The organism is Streptococcus oralis, from assembly GCF_004127215.1.
Classification (GTDB): domain Bacteria; phylum Bacillota; class Bacilli; order Lactobacillales; family Streptococcaceae; genus Streptococcus; species Streptococcus oralis_BD.
This window is the reverse complement of the sequence record NZ_QEWJ01000006.1, coordinates 72,682-89,208: the sequence shown is the minus strand read 5'-3', so window position 1 is coordinate 89,208 and position 16,527 is coordinate 72,682. Positions and strand designations below refer to the sequence as shown.

General features: G+C 38.0%; 18 protein-coding genes and 1 pseudogene. 2 read left to right on the top strand and 17 right to left on the bottom strand.

The features are described 5' to 3' along the window. Positions 1 to 114 precede the first annotated feature (114 nt). Entirely contained in the window at positions 115 to 666 is a 552-nt protein-coding gene (locus DF216_RS06070; protein ID WP_061453359.1) for a DUF1307 domain-containing protein, read from the top strand. A 323-nt stretch (positions 667 to 989) separates the two neighbouring features. After that, on the top strand, positions 990 to 1,541 hold the full coding sequence (locus tag DF216_RS06065; RefSeq protein WP_129326274.1) for a DUF1307 domain-containing protein: 552 nt from the start codon (positions 990 to 992) through the stop codon (positions 1,539 to 1,541). A 48-nt stretch (positions 1,542 to 1,589) separates the two neighbouring features. Here DF216_RS06065 and brnQ read toward each other — a convergent pair whose 3' ends face one another. The 17 genes and pseudogenes from brnQ to DF216_RS05985 all read right to left on the bottom strand — a co-directional run bounded on the left by brnQ (position 1,590) and on the right by DF216_RS05985 (position 16,506). Then, complete coding sequence (gene brnQ, locus DF216_RS06060) at positions 1,590 to 2,915, bottom strand: branched-chain amino acid transport system II carrier protein (protein ID WP_164979012.1); 1,326 nt, start codon at positions 2,913 to 2,915, stop codon at positions 1,590 to 1,592. Positions 2,916 to 3,099: 184 nt separating this feature from the next. Continuing rightward, positions 3,100 to 3,387: a rhodanese-like domain-containing protein gene (locus tag DF216_RS06055; RefSeq protein WP_129326303.1), complete on the bottom strand. Its 288-nt coding sequence runs from the start codon at positions 3,385 to 3,387 to the stop codon at positions 3,100 to 3,102. Next, a complete protein-coding gene (locus tag DF216_RS06050; RefSeq protein WP_129326272.1) occupies positions 3,384 to 3,974 on the bottom strand; it encodes a uracil-DNA glycosylase family protein in 591 nt (196 codons plus the stop codon). The genes DF216_RS06055 and DF216_RS06050 overlap by 4 nt, the downstream gene beginning before the upstream one ends. A 53-nt stretch (positions 3,975 to 4,027) precedes the next feature. Further along, positions 4,028 to 5,428, bottom strand: coding sequence for a dipeptidase PepV (gene pepV / locus DF216_RS06045; protein ID WP_129326271.1), 1,401 nt, complete (start codon positions 5,426 to 5,428; stop codon positions 4,028 to 4,030). 12 nt (positions 5,429 to 5,440) lie between these two features. Further along, positions 5,441 to 6,046 carry a nitroreductase family protein gene (locus DF216_RS06040; protein ID WP_125827977.1) on the bottom strand — a complete coding sequence of 202 codons (606 nt, stop codon included), beginning with the start codon at positions 6,044 to 6,046 and terminating at the stop codon, positions 5,441 to 5,443. 173 nt (positions 6,047 to 6,219) lie between these two features. Then, the gene (locus DF216_RS06035; RefSeq protein ID WP_129326270.1) at positions 6,220 to 7,074 is read right to left on the bottom strand and encodes a metallophosphoesterase family protein; all 855 of its coding nucleotides are present in this window, start codon (positions 7,072 to 7,074) and stop codon (positions 6,220 to 6,222) included. Positions 7,075 to 7,140: 66 nt separating this feature from the next. Then, on the bottom strand, positions 7,141 to 8,910 hold the full coding sequence (locus DF216_RS06030; RefSeq protein ID WP_129326269.1) for an AAA family ATPase: 1,770 nt from the start codon (positions 8,908 to 8,910) through the stop codon (positions 7,141 to 7,143). Then, positions 8,907 to 10,304, bottom strand: a complete 1,398-nt coding sequence (locus DF216_RS06025) for an HNH endonuclease (RefSeq protein ID WP_129326268.1) — start codon at positions 10,302 to 10,304, stop codon at positions 8,907 to 8,909. The genes DF216_RS06030 and DF216_RS06025 overlap by 4 nt, the downstream gene beginning before the upstream one ends. Before the next feature lie 107 nt (positions 10,305 to 10,411). Continuing rightward, positions 10,412 to 10,627 (bottom strand): annotated as a pseudogene (locus DF216_RS11045) (DUF6572 domain-containing protein); the annotation flags it as partial. A gap of 201 nt (positions 10,628 to 10,828) precedes the next feature. Further along, positions 10,829 to 11,713: a hypothetical protein gene (locus tag DF216_RS06015; protein WP_164979011.1), complete on the bottom strand. Its 885-nt coding sequence runs from the start codon at positions 11,711 to 11,713 to the stop codon at positions 10,829 to 10,831. 274 nt (positions 11,714 to 11,987) lie between these two features. Then, entirely contained in the window at positions 11,988 to 12,461 is a 474-nt protein-coding gene (locus tag DF216_RS06010) for a hypothetical protein (protein WP_129326267.1), read from the bottom strand. Between the two features lies 1 nt (position 12,462). Continuing rightward, the gene (locus tag DF216_RS10835; RefSeq protein WP_164979010.1) at positions 12,463 to 13,881 is read right to left on the bottom strand and encodes a hypothetical protein; all 1,419 of its coding nucleotides are present in this window, start codon (positions 13,879 to 13,881) and stop codon (positions 12,463 to 12,465) included. 48 nt (positions 13,882 to 13,929) lie between these two features. After that, entirely contained in the window at positions 13,930 to 14,595 is a 666-nt protein-coding gene (locus DF216_RS10830) for a hypothetical protein (RefSeq protein WP_164979009.1), read from the bottom strand. Next, entirely contained in the window at positions 14,595 to 15,071 is a 477-nt protein-coding gene (locus tag DF216_RS06000; RefSeq protein WP_129326266.1) for a hypothetical protein, read from the bottom strand. Before DF216_RS06000 ends, DF216_RS10830 begins: the two co-directional genes overlap by 1 nt. A gap of 20 nt (positions 15,072 to 15,091) precedes the next feature. Further along, positions 15,092 to 15,742 (bottom strand): hypothetical protein, encoded by a 651-nt coding sequence (locus tag DF216_RS05995; protein ID WP_129326265.1) that lies wholly within the window; start codon positions 15,740 to 15,742, stop codon positions 15,092 to 15,094. Continuing rightward, on the bottom strand, positions 15,739 to 16,074 hold the full coding sequence (locus tag DF216_RS05990) for a hypothetical protein (protein ID WP_129326264.1): 336 nt from the start codon (positions 16,072 to 16,074) through the stop codon (positions 15,739 to 15,741). Before DF216_RS05990 ends, DF216_RS05995 begins: the two co-directional genes overlap by 4 nt. Positions 16,075 to 16,077: 3 nt before the next feature. After that, complete coding sequence (locus tag DF216_RS05985) at positions 16,078 to 16,506, bottom strand: hypothetical protein (protein WP_129326263.1); 429 nt, start codon at positions 16,504 to 16,506, stop codon at positions 16,078 to 16,080. Between the last annotated feature and the right edge of the window lie 21 nt (positions 16,507 to 16,527).

The following is a 16,527-nucleotide window of genomic DNA, read 5'->3' as shown; positions in this document are numbered from 1 at the left end:
ATATCACTTTTCTAGCTGAATCCCTTTGGAAAAGGGTCTTATCCTCCTAGTTGATTTCACTATGGATCCATGTTATAATACAAATACTTTAATTATGAAAGGAAAGTAAAGGATATGAAATCTTACTTTAAAACCTCACTTGCCCTTGCTGCTGCTTTGCTCATTCTAATGGGATGCTCTAAACAAGTATCAGCACCTACTAGTAACAGTGCCAAGGAAGATAAAACTGCTCAGTCAAGCGAGACCAAGCAAAGCACTGAACAATCTTCTGAGAAGAAAGAAACAGCCAAGACACATACTTTTGTCAACAAAAGCAATCCTGGAATCACTTCTACCTTGGTTTATACTGTAGAAGGCGACAATGTTACCAAGCAAACCGCTCAGAATGTTGCAGATCCTGAAATCCTTGGTGCAACTCCAGAAGATGTCAAGAGTTTTATTGAAGAAAAGTACAAAGGTTATAATGGACTCAAAGGTGTTAAACAAACCATTGAAATCAAAGATGGAAAAGTTGTTCAAGATCTAGAAGTTGATTTCTCAGTTGCAAGCATTAGCGAACTTAGAAAAGCACTTCCTGAAGAATATTCTGGTATCGGCAATCGTGTCAGTTTCTCAAACTCTAAAAAAGCACTAGAGAAAATGGGATTCACTGAAAAGACGAACTAATCCCCTAAAATTTCATATAGACTAGTGTAGGACCACCCCAAAAGTTAGACACAGATCTAACTCTTGGGGTATTTTACTATATCCCTAACCGATGAGTCCAATAGACTCTTCCCGATTCCATAAAAAATTCATTTGAAACTTTACCCCCTTTTCAATCCATACGATAAAAGACCTTTGAAACAGATAGAGACAAAACTTTAATCGCCAGACTAGTTTCTATTCGTTGTCATGTCAAGTCAGATGAGAGGGTAGATCAAGTTGATTTTGCAGTAGAATCATGTTATAATACAAAATACTTTGATTATGAAAGGAAAGTAAAAAATATGAAATCATACTTTAAAGTATCACTAGCCCTTGTGGCTTCACTTGTCCTCCTACTCGGATGTTCCAAACAAGCATCTACACCTGCTAGCAGCAGTACCAAAGAAGACAAAACAACTCAGTCAAGCGAGACCAAACAAAGCAGTCAACAATCATCTGAAAAGAAAGATGAGACAGAAATCCACACATTTGTCCACAATAGCAAACCTGGAATTCATTCTACCTTGACTTATACTGTGAAGGGAGATGACGTTGTAAAACAAACTGTTCATAATGTACTTGACCCTGAAAAACTAAATAATACCGCAGAAGGTATTAAGGAAATTGTTGACGACACTTATAAAGGTTATGAAGGAATCAAAGGGGTAACACAAAAAGTCGTAATCCAAGACGAAAAAGTTATCCAAAACATCGAAGTTGACATGACTGTCGCAAGTCTGGACGAGCTGAAAAAAGCAATGCCAAACGAATATTCTGGTATTGGAAACCGTGTTAGCTTTGCTGCTTCGAAAAAAATGCTTAAAGAGGCTGGTTATACCGAACAAACCAATTAATGCCCCGTTCTCATACAAAAAATTCTTGGTCGTTGACCAAGAATTTTTTTATTCCATCTCAAAAACATCACTCTCTTGTTTGTTTGGTAGAACCAGTGAAAGCAAGATCCCGATAATAGCTGGCACTAGCCATGGAAGAGAGGCTGACGCCAACGGAAGGGCATTAACCAGATTTTCTAGAAATTCAATCTTAAAGGAACTTCCAAGGACGCTTGCAAGAGCAATCGCTGTAACAAGCCCAATGGTTAGCTGCATGCCCGGTTTTGATAGGGCGACAAACTTGTTAACAATCACGATCATCACAATGGCGATGGTGATTGGGTACAAGATTACCAGTACCGGAACTGAGTACTTGATGATTGCATCCAGACCAAGATTTGCAATAGCAAATCCAATCAAGGTAAAGGCAGTTGCATAGACCTTGTAGCTGATTTGTGGGAAACGTCCGTTAAAGAACTCTGCTGTCGACACAATCAATCCAACTGTCGTTGTGAAGCAGGTGACAGTTACCATAACAGCAAGGAAGAGTTGAGCTGTTGAACCAAAGATTTCCTGAGTTGCTTGTGACAAGATATAAACACCTGGTGTTCCACCCTTCATTGCTTCTGCTGGTACCGGGAAGTGATTTCCAAGGAATCCTAGACCAATATAGAGAGCACTAAATGCAAGAGCTACCACAATACCAACAACCCAAATAGTTGAAATGTATTCTTTCTTACTTGAGAATCCAAGTTGTTTCAAGGTTTGAACGGCAATCACACTGAAGGCCACTGAGGCTAGGGCATCCAAGGTATTATAACCCTCTAGGAAACCTGTTCCGAAAGCAGATGCTTGATAAGCTTCTGAAGCTACTTGAGGATTTGTTCCACCATATTTAAAGGCACCTAGTACAACTAAGATAACGATAAGCAAAGCAAATACTGGCGTTAAGATGCGTCCGATTCGATCCAAAATTTTTGATGGATTGAGCGAAATCAAATAAGCCGCTGCAAAATAAAGTACAGTAAAGATAATCAATCCTAGACCTTTATTTGCTTCAGACAAGAGGGGGCTAATCCCAACTTCGTAAGCTGTTGTTGCTGTACGTGGGATAGCAAAGAAGGGGCCAATCGATAGATAGAGGACTGCAAGATAAAGCGTCGCAAACCAAGGTGAGATTTTCTTAGAAATCTCGTGAATGTATCCTTTCGGGTTTAGAGTTCCAATAATAAGTGTCAAGACGGCAATACCGACACCTGAAAAGACAAAACCTGCGATGGCAGGAAGAAACTGTTCTCCAGATAAAGCACCTAGAGAAGGTGGAAAAATCAAGTTTCCCGCACCAAAAAATATTCCAAACAGGAGCAAGCCTGTTAGAGCACCTTTTTTAGTCATAAAAATCTCCTTCATATTTATAAAATACTGACCTAGTATACCATGATTAAAACTTTGAAAAAAGTATCCAAAATTAATCATTGAATGTTTTCAATATTTTAAAAAATAAGAATTATCTAAAAACAAAATCCCTCACTCAGACGGAACCGAGCAAGGGAAGGTTAGGATCTATCACCATATAGGTTTAAAGTTCTTCAAATGCTGTCATTCCACCTTGCACATTAATGATCTTGTATCCCTGTTCCTCTAGAAATTGACAAGCACGAGCTGATCTCATCCCAGATTTACAAATGGCATAATGCAACTGGTCCTTGTCCAACTTTTCATAGATATAGGCCAATTGACTAAGTGGAAGATTCTGAGCACCTTCTAAATGAAGCGTCTCGAACTCTTCTACTTCTCTTACGTCTAAAACTGAAAGGGACTCTTTCTGATAGAGCTGGTAAAATGCATCAAAGGAAATTTCTTTTATTCTTTTTCTTCTAAAATGGTTTTAATTCTTTTTTTCAAATCTGGCACCACTTCTACCTCAAACCATGGATTTTTGGCCATCCAGATTTGGTTTCGCGGTGATGGGTGTACAAGAGGGAAAAATTCTGGCAGATAATCCTGATAGCGTCGAACTCTATCTGTTACCTTGCCACTAACTTTCTCATGAAGATAATAGGCCTGGGCATATTGTCCAATCAAAAGGGTCAATTCAATATTTGGACATTCCCTGAGGAGTTGTGGGTGCCATTTTTCAGCAAAGCCTTTACGGGGTGGAAGGTCGCCTGATTTTCCATGCCCTGGAAAATAGAAATCCATGGGAATAACTGCAAACAAACCTGAATTGTAAAAGGTGTCTTCATCAACACCTAACCACTCACGCAAGCGATCGCCACTTTTATCTTTCCAGTAAATTCCAGCTTCTTGCGTTTTAAATCCTGGCGCTTGACCGACAACATTGATGCGAGCCGTTCTTGGCGCTGCAAAGAGAGGCTCAATCCCCTGCTCTGTATAGCTTTTATTTTGCGAATCTGCCATAATGGCTTGTTTGATCTTTTCGATTTGAGACATCTAGTTTCCCTCCAAAAAGAAGTCCAAGCATAAAGTCTCAGACTTCTAAAGGCTTATTTGATCAATTCATAGATAGCTTCAGCATAGATTGCTGCTGCTCGGAAGAGATCGTCCAAGGCGATAAATTCATTGGCTTGGTGCATAGTGTCAATAGAGTCTGGGAACATGGCACCGTAGGCAACGCCACGTTCTAGCAAACGACCAAAGGTTCCACCACCGATGACTTGCTCATGACCTTGAAGTCCAGTTTGTTTTTCATAGACATTCAACAAGGTTTGAACAAGTGGATCTTCCATCGGCACATAATGAGGCGTATGACCGTGTTCTGACAAGCTGACAGAAGCAACTGACAAGTTTTCTAGGATTGACTTAATCTGCTCTGGGCTTGTTCCTTTTGGATAACGGAAGTTGAGGGCAATGGTATTGTCAGCACTTGCTTCATCAAAGCGGAAGACACCTGCATTCATGGAGAGGGCACCCATTTTTTCATCCACATGAGCAACCTTGAGATTTTTACCCTCGTGGTCATTCAAGAGAATCTTACCAGCAATGTCCAGATAATCTTTTGCAGGACCTTCAAAGGCAAACTGGCTGAGGAAGAGGGCAAGGTAAGTTGCACCATTGACACCTGAAGCAGGCATAGCACCATGGGCTGATTTACCAATCACAGTCACCTTGTACTGACCGTTTTCTTCTTGGATTTCTCCTCTAAGCTTGTGCTCTGCAACAAAGGCATCTAGTTTCCCTTGCAAGTCAGTCAAATCACCTGAAACAACTGCTGTTGCTGATTCGGGTACCATATTTTCACGCAATCCACCTGTGAAGCTGTGAAGACGGGCTGCACCTGTATTTTCACCTGCAAAGTGGAGGTATTCTGTAATGTTTCCTTTTTCACCATTGATGATTGGAAATTCAGCGTCCGGAGAGAAACCGAAGTCTGGTTTCGCAAGTCCTACATGTTCAAAGTAGTAGTCCATGTCTGCCCAGCCTGATTCTTCGTCTGTTCCGACGATGAAACGAACTTTCTTAGAAGTTGGAAGGCCCAATTCTTTGATGATTTCCAAACCATAGTAACAAGCTGTTGTGGGTCCTTTGTCATCTGAAGCTCCACGCGCGTATAGGCGGCCATCTTTGATAGTTGGTGTATATGGATCTGTGTCCCAACCGCTACCAGCAGGCACTACGTCCATATGGGCAAAGATTCCGAGAACTTCTTCTCCATCACCAAACTCAAAATGTCCTGCATAGTTGTCGACATTCTTAGTTGGGTAGCCATCGCGGTCTGCGATTTCAAGGAATTTCTCCAAGGCTTTTACCGGACCAGGCCCAAATGGATGCTGAGCGTCCGCCTTGCTGTCGTCACGTTCAGAGTTGATTTCCAAAAGACTAAACAAGTCAGCCAAGAGGTCTTCTTTTCGTTTTTCTACTTCTGCTGTAAAATCAATTGCTGTCATTTTTTCTTCTTTCTATCTTTTCTCGATGATTTCATCTACTGGCAAGCGGTAGCTTGGTTCCAATTTTTCATCTGTGTAACCCACTGTAATCAAGAGTTCTGGACGGAAGCGGTCTTCAATTTCCAAAATTTCGTTGACTTTTGATTTGTCAAATCCAAGAATAATGTTAGAACCAATCCCTTGGTCTGTCAAAGCGAGAACCAAGTTCATGGCAACCAAACCAGCATTGAGAGCCAGGTAGTCACTGACCTGCTGCTCATTGTAACGCGCAAATTCGGCAGGCAAATTTTTCATGTAGTATTGAAGTTGCTCTTCTGAGAAATTCTTTGCACCACCAACACGGGCAATCTTGCGAGCACGTTTGGCCAGGTCTGTATCTGTAAACAGGGCAATGGTTACAGGTGCTGATGATACCTGCTCAAAGTTGGAACCATAGGCCAATTTTGCCAATTCAGCATTTTTCTCACGAACCACTACAAATTTCCATGGCTGGCTATTGTGGGCACTTGGAGCCAAGGTTGCGATTTCGATAGCCGTACGTACATCTTTTGGATCAACTGGCTTATCAGTGAAATGCTTGGTCGCATGACGTTTTTTATTTAATTCAAGAAATTTCATAATCGATTTCCTTTTCTAATTCTACTGCTTCCATTCTACCATATTTTGAAAGAGCTTGCAGATATTTTTCATAGAAACAAACTGGAACAAGAATAAGCAACCGAATGAAGCATATCATTTAAATCAGGGACTCCCCTCACCCAGTTCCAACTATTTTCAGCGGCTTAAAGAAACTAGTCTATCTTATATTCTGACTTTATAGTCTCCAAAAAACCTTTCACATCCTCTACATACCCATGCTTTTCGATTAAACTAGCCAAAAGTTCCAAATTGTGCCCCTGATAGTTGTCTTCTCGGCGCAGTTCTTCATACATTTCGATAAAGGGAAGCTCCTTGGACTTGGCTAATTCTAACTCAGCCTCATAATCATAAGCGACTTTACGAAATAGGATATTGACCAATTCCCCATCTTCAACTTCTATCACAGCATACTGGGCACGGTGATTTTTTAACGCCTCCCAATCAAAATAGGGCATGCCTATCGTACCTGGATTGATGATTTGTTGTCCTTGACTGCCGTAACGAAGCAACTGCTTGTGGACATGACCATAGACTGCCACATCTGTCTCCTCATCAAGTAGCTGGTCAAAGTTGTCCGTATCATTGTCAACTAATAAGTCACTCCCATAATTCTTGTCAGGCAAGTTATGCGAGAGCGAAAAACGCAGGCCATCAATTTCTTTCTTCGCAACCATTGGCAGACTCCGCAACCAAGCGATCTGATCGGGATCCATTCGCTCCATCAAATACTGCGTCATACGCAAGAGCTGGACTTCCTGTAGATCTTCCAAACCATATTGCCCATCTAAGGCCTCCAAGACACAATCATCCCAGTTTCCACGGACAGTCGCTGTGATAGGAAGGTCTTTTAGCAAGGCTAGCAAATCATTTTCCCCAGGACCAGGGAGAAAAATATCCCCTAGAAGCCAATATTCTGTCGCTTCCTGTCTTTTAGCATCTGACAGAACTGCCTTCAAGGCTGTGGTATTCCCGTGTATATCAGATAAAATCGCGATTCTGTGTTTCATATTATTACTTTCTATTGTTCATTTTCAAATGATTGTATTGATAATTCAAACTATTTATTTACAAACTTATTTATCCGCATCGGCATTACTTATATTTGCTTTAATCATTGCTCTGACCTGCTGGCGTTGTTCCTCATTCAGATTCAACTTCTGTAGTTGCTTTTCAATACTAAATTCTGAGGTATTGTATTTCTTATCATACATCTCTAATAATTTATTACGAAGAATAGGCTCGCTGATTAAATGAATTTCTTTTAATAGTTCTTCTTCATTTCCTTCCTGCTCCTCTTTTTCATTAAGTCTTTCAATCATAGAATTAATCTTCGCTAAGGCAAAATCACCATAAATATTATCAATCAAATTTTCCTTCATGATTTCTTGTATATTTTTAGCGAAAGTATTTTGTAAAACTTTTCCTTCTGAATATCCCGTTTCTTGATTCTTTTCAATCATAATCACATTTCCTGGTTTAATATCCGAAAGCATGTAAGGAGAATGAGTTGTGAAGATGAGTTGAATCTTCCTACCCTTTCCCTCGTCTTCCAATATTTCAGAAAGATTATCAATGAGAATTTTAATTAATCTCCTAGACCATTCTAAGTGCATTCCCGATTCTAATTCATCAACTAGCAGTATAATATCCTCGGAACTTTCTTCATGCATAGATAGATACGTATAAAGTTGTGAAAATATTTCAATTAAGTTCCCTTCCCCAGTTGACATATGATAATTAGGAGTCTCTTTTATCAAATTATAATTATTAAAGCTTTTATTTAAATCATAACATAAATCACGCATTAATCCTTTCAATTTTGTATACTGAAGTAGTCTGTCATTAAGGTCTTCAAATAATCTTCTATTATTGTTGGAATATTTTAACAAAATGTATTCACTATCATCTTCAATTTTAGTTGATACGTATCGAAATTTTCTAAAAACTTTAACTATGCTAATTATTGATTCAACATACTCTTTTCTGATTTTCCTTGTTTCAGCCTTTACTTCATTTTTGTCTAATTCTTTTACTATCTCTAAAAGTAAATTAAATCCATAATTCTCATAATCAGAAACATCTTCCTTTAAATATTTTTCACATTTAGACAGTAAAGATTCAGATAATAGTTTCTTTATAAATTCATCTTCTTCATAAAAAATATTATGTATGGACTTATATATTAAAAATCCTATGGCTTTTATCCCTATCGGAATTGAGTTACTATAATCTTTTAAACCATAAGGACTAATATCTAATGAACAAGATAAAACTGAACTAATAATTTTACGATCGCTCAACCACAGATATGAATGTATAAACATTGCCAATCCTTCTTGATTCAACGTTGTCCGAGATTCAATAACTCCTCCTTTGCCTTTACTTGGCAGATTAACGTATAATATATTTCGAGTCACATCATAACCTTCTGGATCACAATCAAAACTTCCATCTTGATTCCTGTAAAAAGTACGTTCACGATATGCCGGTAAATTAGCAACAGATAAATTATTGTAAGAAAGCTTAAATCTTACTCGGTCTTCCTGTTTTCCTATTTCAAAAAGGAAGAAATATTGATTATCAGAGTCTTGCTCGCGTTTACCTGGTGAGTAGCCACTAATTATGTTTAAAACTGTTGTTTTCCCAATCCCATTTATCCCAACTATTGGCGAAATATTATAAATAGACTCTCCATAAAAATTTTCAATATAGTCTGAATTTTTATCAATTTTTAATTCATTCGTTTCAAAATTAAAATTTACTTTATATTCATCTGAAAAATTAAAAATCTGTTCTTTAAAAAGCTCATCATACTGTTTAATCACCAAAGCAATTAATTTCATCCTTCTTCTCCTACTAGTCCAATTTCTTTGCTAATATCTGTAACCATTTTTGAAAGTGGTCTTTTCCCATAATTTTCTTTGTCTGTATAATAACCAACTATCATTCTATCTATTTCAGAGTCTGAAAAATATTTACCTGAATCCGCAAATATTTGACATAAACCTGATTTATAATCTTTATTATAAATTTCATGTTTCCATAGCAACTCTTGAACTATATCCGCATGTAGTTTGTATAAACTTCTTGTATCAATCACATATTTGTCTTTCAATAATTTCTGTCTAACACTTAATTTATCCTTGCTTTCTAATTGTTTTAACTCCTCTTCCGATATGTCATCCTTGATTATAATATCAATACTTTCTGAATTATTAATAAAATCTGCAGACTTTATATTCAAAGAAAATTTCAACAATTCATCAATATCAGTTATACTTTCATCATAGGGAGAGATATAAAATTTACTCGTACTCTTTTTATTATTGCAACCATAACAAGAAGGAATCAGATTGTAAAAACATAAAGCGAATAGAGGATATTCATTCTTAGGGAAAAAATGGTCTAACTGACTTGTATTAGCCTCCTCGGTTACATTAATAAAATTTCTATTACAATATGGACAAACTGTGACACTAGTTATGCGAACTAACTCTTTTTTGTCTATTTTATTATAATAGGATTCCAACTTTTCTTTGTATCGTTCAACAACATAATCCTTCAATACTGTATGAGATTTTTTAGTATGAATTCCATCAAACTTGTAACTTTGCACTAAATCATTAAACGATTTTTTTGAGCTCATCATTTCAACCAAAGTATCCATTTTATCCGGAAATATATCTTCAAAGTCCTTTAAGAATTCAGATTTTAAATTCTTCTTAATCAAGTCGATAAATTCTCTTGTATTCTTTGTTCTATCAACAATAATCCGTATATTATCAGTCAAATTTTTCTTTTTTCGGATTTTATCTAGATTATCATCAGTCTCATATGATAATATTCTTTTCAGATTAATACTAGTACTTACTCCTCTAATATGCCCTATTTTTAACTGCTTAATTTCCTCATCACACTTTTCTATAAAATCGTTTTTTAAATGACTATAAATTTGATTAACCAAATCAGAAAATTTCTCCACATGTATTTTAAAAACCCATTCAACATCAGATGAGCTATCTATTTTTTCCTTTACGTTTAGTAAGGTAGAGTAGTCCGCCATCATAAGTTTTAGAAAGGCTCTATCTTGTTGTGTAAAATAGTCTTTCAATCCATTGTGAGATCCAAAATTCTTAAAAATTAACATATCTAATTCGTCTTTTTCTGGTAATTTCTCATAAATATCACGACAAAATTCATATACTTGTTTAGAATTGCTCTTTTTTATCGGAATCATTTTTCACCTCTAAACCTTAGTTTAATCATAATTATACCACAAAAGACCGTTTTCACGGTCTTGCTTTATATATTAACTATCAAACTCTACTAAAGGCTCCGTAACTTCTAACAAAGAGCGGGATGGTGAATATGTAAGCTATATCTAGCTTCAACTAGTTGTTGTGCTACGACATTTAAATACTTCACCGCATTCTCAACTAAATCATACATAAAATGGATTGAAATGATCATTTCATTAAAGTTGTCTCCATACTTTTGAACATACTGCTTACTATCAAGGTAAAGAAGATAATGATTGAGTTTGTCTTCGAGCAAATCAAAATGTTCATCTTCATATTTTCAATCACAGGTATCTATAATCAATAACTCCAGATTCCCATTCGTAATCCCCATTGTATCAATTTGTTCTGTTTCGAATACACTCATTTTCCTAGCCTTTCGTTACAATAATCCACGATAGATTCATTGATCCATTTACCCTTATTTTGGAATTTTCCATGTTTACGATTTTCAATCAAATCTTCAGTCATTTGGAGTGCGCCTTAGTATTGCTCCCGGTGAATCATCAAAAGCATCCCTATTAATAGGAACTGCCCCTTGTTTTGCTTTTCTTTCTAAGTATCTTTCGTAACGAGCTTGAACCTCAGGATCAGTAAATTTACCATCTAAAAACTCAGGACTTGCATGCTTGCCTGCTTCCCCACCTCTTCCTTCAAAGTTCTGAATCTTTTGTCTGTGTTCGACAGAAAATTGCTGAATCTTTTTAGTCAGGTTCTCCAGTTTTTCTGAATAGTTGGCGGTCACCCCAATTCCAGGAGTTTCTCCTGATAATTGAAACTCTAGTTCTCGGTGTCCTTGCATGGCTGCTAGATTTCGCTGGAAATTTTGCTTTCGAACTCCCAACTCTGCATTGAGATTCTCGAGTTTTTCAGATACCTTCTCTGCCCCTGAAGCCATGGCTCGATTCTTCACATTGGAAACACGGTTCTTGAAGTTATCAAAACCTTCTCCTACTTGAACCTTGACATCACCTGTCTTAGTCTTGATATCCGTCCAAGCTGTGCGGACTCGATCTTTGAGGTTGGTTTTAAAGCCAGTCGCTTCACCACTACGGATATCGACATTGCCAGTTTTACTTGCTCGGAAAGCTTTGTATTTGTTTCCAAGGTGACCAATGGTACGACCAACTAGCTGACTAGTCGCAAGGTTGGTCAGCGCCATTTTCGGATCTTCATTGAAGTCATGACCAAACTGGGCGACATCGTAGGCATTGGCTCCATAACGAGCAGCCTTATCCGCATTTAGCAAGCCTTGCGAGACAGTGCGCTCTGTCAGGTTGGCACCCTTCATATAGGTACCGATACCACCTGATGCTAGAGTCGTAACTGCCTCTGCACCGGCCCACAATCTCTGCTCTGTTGACAGAACCTCACCTGTAATGGTCTCTCCTGAAATCGCTCGATAGGCAGCTTCGTCCCCTAAAAGAGTCGTGCCTATAGCTAAGCTCGCAGGGGCTAAGAGACCACCTGAGGCAACTGTGCCGACGATCTAGATATCAAAATCCGCCTCTGAAGTGTAACCTATATCATCGTTAGTGGAGAAATAGAAGAACAATGAAAATGTGATAACACTAGGCTATCACATTTTAAAAATAAACTTAGAGTCAATTGTAATTTTTATTTTATTCCTCTCCAGAAATCTTCAAAAATGCTTGCTTAAAGTCCTCATACATTTCAAAAGCGATTTTCATGACATCCCGAAAATCAACGTAGTCGGAAATAACTGGCTGTTTTATAATATAATCACGCGCAATCATCAACCTAGCATATCTAGTCCAAGGAGAACCAAGAAGCACTTCCTCTCCTTCATAAACAACCCAAATTAATTCTAATCGACCAAACTCAAGAGCAAAATGGAAACCAAATCGAAATTCTTCGATTGATTCCAAATCAATATAGAAAAAATGTTCTCGTTTATCATAATGAACTTTATAGCCTAATAATTCCACAATCTCCATCAGAAAATCGCCATCAAAATAGTCTAACTCCTCTCCCTTTGGAGTTCTTTCTCTACTGTATTTTTTAGAAATATTTTCATATCTTTCTACAAAATTAATTTCCTTTAAAGCTTTTTCAACTTTTGGATTCAATACCATTCTATTCCTCCGTAAATCTTAATTCAACATCGTACTCTCTCGCAATATTTTTATATCTCTCAATATCTGGCAAAAATCTATTACTCGCGGGAACTTCCAATATATATTTACCTTTTAACTTCAGGCCATCCAGCTCTGGATATGCATTTGAACGAATAGTTTCACCAACAAAATATTTTTTGTGAATTTCTTCTAAATACCCTCTAAATGTCTTCTCTTGAATCTTATCTAAATCTGTAGCTTTACGAGATATGATTTCCCCAAAATCAGGATCATAAGAATCTAGACGTTTTCCGCTCTCTAAATTCAACTCATGATATTGATACAAATCGCTTTCCTTAACTGTCTTATTAAATCTGTTTCCTCGAGCAAGAGGAGAATTTTGAGTATAATAATCGCTTGCCTCTTTCCAATCCAAACGATCCCGAATTTTTTCAGGTTCAAGCCCCAATTTTTGTTTACCTTGTACATATTTTTGATATCTCTTTTCAAGATCAGGATTATCAAAAAGACCTTCTTGATTTAACAATTGTTTTGAAGTATTCTTTCCCCCACCTCTTCCTTCAAAGTTCTGAATCTTTTGTCTGTGTTCGACAGAAAATTGCTGAATCTTTTTGGTCAGGTTCTCCAGTCTTTCTGAATAGTTGGCGGTCACACCAATTCCAGGAGTTTCTCCTGATAATTGAAACTCCAGTTCTCGTTGTCCTTGCATGGCTGCCAGATTTCGCTGGAAGTTCTGTTTTCGAACTCCCAACTCTGCATTGAGATTCTCAAGTTTTTCAGATACCTTCTCTGCCCCTGAAGCCATGGCTCGATTCTTCACATTGGAAACACGGTTCTTGAAGTTATCAAAACCTTCTCCTACTTGAACCTTGACATCACCTGTCTTAGTCTTGATATCCGTCCAAGCTGTGCGGACTCGATCTTTGAGGTTGGTTTTAAAGCCAGTCGCTTCACCACTACGGATATCGACATTGCCAGTTTTACTTGCTCGGAAAGCTTTGTATTTGTTTCCAAGGTGACCAATGGTACGACCAACTAGCTGACTAGTCGCAAGGTTGGTCAGCGCCATTTTCGGATCTTCATTGAAGTCATGACCAAACTGGGCGACATCGTAGGCATTGGCTCCATAACGAGCAGCCTTATCCGCATTTAGCAAGCCTTGCGAGACAGTGCGCTCTGTCAGGTTGGCACCCTTCATATAGGTACCGATACCACCTGATGCTAGAGTCGTAACTGCCTCTGCACCGGCCCACAATCTCTGCTCTGTTGACAGAACCTCACCTGTAATGGTCTCTCCTGAAATCGCTCGATAGGCAGCTTCGCCCCCTAAAAGAGTCGTGCCTATAGCTAAGCTCGCAGGAGCTAAGAGACCACCTGAGGCAACCGTGCCGACGATCAAGGCAACTGTACCCACCACCTTGATACCAGTATCTACCCAGCCCAGCCACTGTTCATTGTCCTTAGACTAGGTAGACTTAAGGCGCTTATACTCACCCATTTCGGTCGGGTAGAAGGTTTCTACCAGCTCCCGTTCAGTCACATCCTTGATTTTATCATACGTTTCTTTGTCTGATTTTTCAAGCTCTTTTAAACGCTCCTTGGCAACTCTCAACTTTTCGCTGTATTTAGCTGCTGCAGCTGGAATCGGACTTTTATCACTATTTAAAATATCAGATAGGGTAAAATGTTTGGTTTGTGTTGTAGTAGTCTGTACCTGTCCTGCCATCCCATTATTTATATAAGTGGTCGTTTTTTCCTGATAGGTCAGGTGGTCTGACTTGTATTGATTCTTTCCTTCATTGACCTTATTGAGAGACTCCATAGCATCTTCAAGTCCGCTAATATATTTATTCTCAATATTTTGAACGACTTCGCGGTGAATATCCTTCAAAGCGTCCATAATTTTAAGAACCTTGTGTTCAGCCTCCGTAAAGTCATTTTCTGGCATATCTTTGCCTAGTGTAGCACCACCTTGGGCAATATAAAGGGCTGATAGATCATTTTCTTGGACAATGGTTGCGGCTTTAGAAATATCATTGAGCAAGTCAACAACTTGTTGAACATTGTTCTCCAAAAAGCCTAAATTCTTGCCATTTTCAAAGTCGCTTTTATTCGTGTAATACTCTGTCATCAAGCCCCTCCTTCATTGGTACGTCCACTGTATAGGATGGCATCTTCTGACTTTGGACCCTTGTAATCCGGTTTGGACTGAGTTTCCTTGATATTATCACGCGTCAACTCAAAAGCCTTTTGTGGATCTTGCTCCAGTGCTCTACGAGTCTCAGCATCAAGTTCTTTATTTACCAAGGCAGCATTAACAATATCAGCCGCTAGGAGTTTGTCCGTATCTATCGTAGCTCGATAAGTCGTCTGGATATGATTATAAAGGAGTTCTGTCAAGGATTGAAAGGTTTGGGCTTTTGCTGTAAATCGACTTAATTGTAATTCATCTAATCGTGACTGAAGAGAACCTTCTTTACAGACAGCAGGTATTTTTTCAATCACTCCCTGTAGCTGACTTGTCAAATTGCTAGTGCTCGTAACTAACTCACGCGCTGCTAACAAGAGTTCCTCTTGCTCTGTCAAGGAAATACTAATCTTTGGCATGGTTTTACCCTCACTTTCAACTACTTGATGATTTCTTTTTTCATTTCTTCTGTATTTAAAGAACGAATTTGTTGCTTCATCATATCATATTGATAGATACCTGAAGGAGCTTCTAAATAGAGATAAGCCGTGGACCTTTTCCTAGCAGAATATGTTAGCACATTCAGCGCAGGTTTTTCTCTATAGTAAATCAACAATCGTTCATGTGAGTACGATTCCCAAGATGAAGCCAATGGATTGGTATCCCTTACGGGATGTTGACCACTCAAAAAATCATGAAGTTGAATCGTCATCCCAAGAAATTGTAAACTATGGATTCGCTTAAGTGTAAAAGCATTGTCATCGACTTTCTCAATGACAATATGATACCAAGAATTAGAGTCCACCAGCTGAGCGCAATAATAGCGTTGATCCACTTCACAATGGGATATAGCTTTTTGATATTGCTCAAGATACAGACCTCTTGCCATACAAGCTGTCGTCGGTTCATTACTCTCATCTATCAAGTCCATAGATTTAAGGTCCTCATACCCCTTCTCTAAAACTTGTTGTAACTGTTCTAGTTTTTCTTCTTCTGCTCTTCCAGGTAAAGGTAACAGAAAAAGGTCTTCGCTATAGCCATCATTTGTAATCATATACAAGGCATATAATGCTTCCAATGAAAAAATCATATACTATCTATTTCCTTAATCTTGTTCGCATCTTTTATGTGATAAAAAAGAGTTTCTAAACCGTCGACCGCTTCATGCAACTCGCCTATTGCATTCGCAAAATCAACCTGATACTGCTGGATAAAATCCTTTAATCCTAGATACTTTTCCTTTGTTTCACCAGACCAGAGAGATTCTTTTTGGGACAAAGCTCTGACTTGTGCAGGGATAGTCGAGTTAATCAGATTATGTAGACTCTTAAGTTGTGAAATTAAGTCATTTAGTTCACTATCATCATAGAGAATTGTATCATGGGTAAAACGGTCTGTAATGCTATTAATATTCGTATCCATTGATTAAAATAATCCTCCAAATACATCCGTCCAATTTTCTTCCAATCCCAATCTGTCAAATCCTATTTTGCCTTTATTATACTCAATCCTAACTGCATCCATCTGGGATTGAAGTGAGGTTATTTGACTATTCAACTCATCATAAAGATCCATAAAAGAAGAGTTCGAATTTTGGACAAAATCAACATACTCTTGAAGGATATTTCGATTGGTCTTTAGTTTACTTGAAGCACTTTCTATATAGGAATAACCACTTTGCTCATCAATTTTTTTAGTAATACTATCGATATAGTCAATGTAATCATCCATTTCTGATGTCGAACGCTTATAATTCAACTGATTATCAGAAATTCCTTTGGCAACCTTCTTATAACGGTCACGCTTGGCTTTGAGACTGTCATATTGGCTTCTTAATACTGCGTCACTTGTCATCTTACACCTCACATCTTCTGT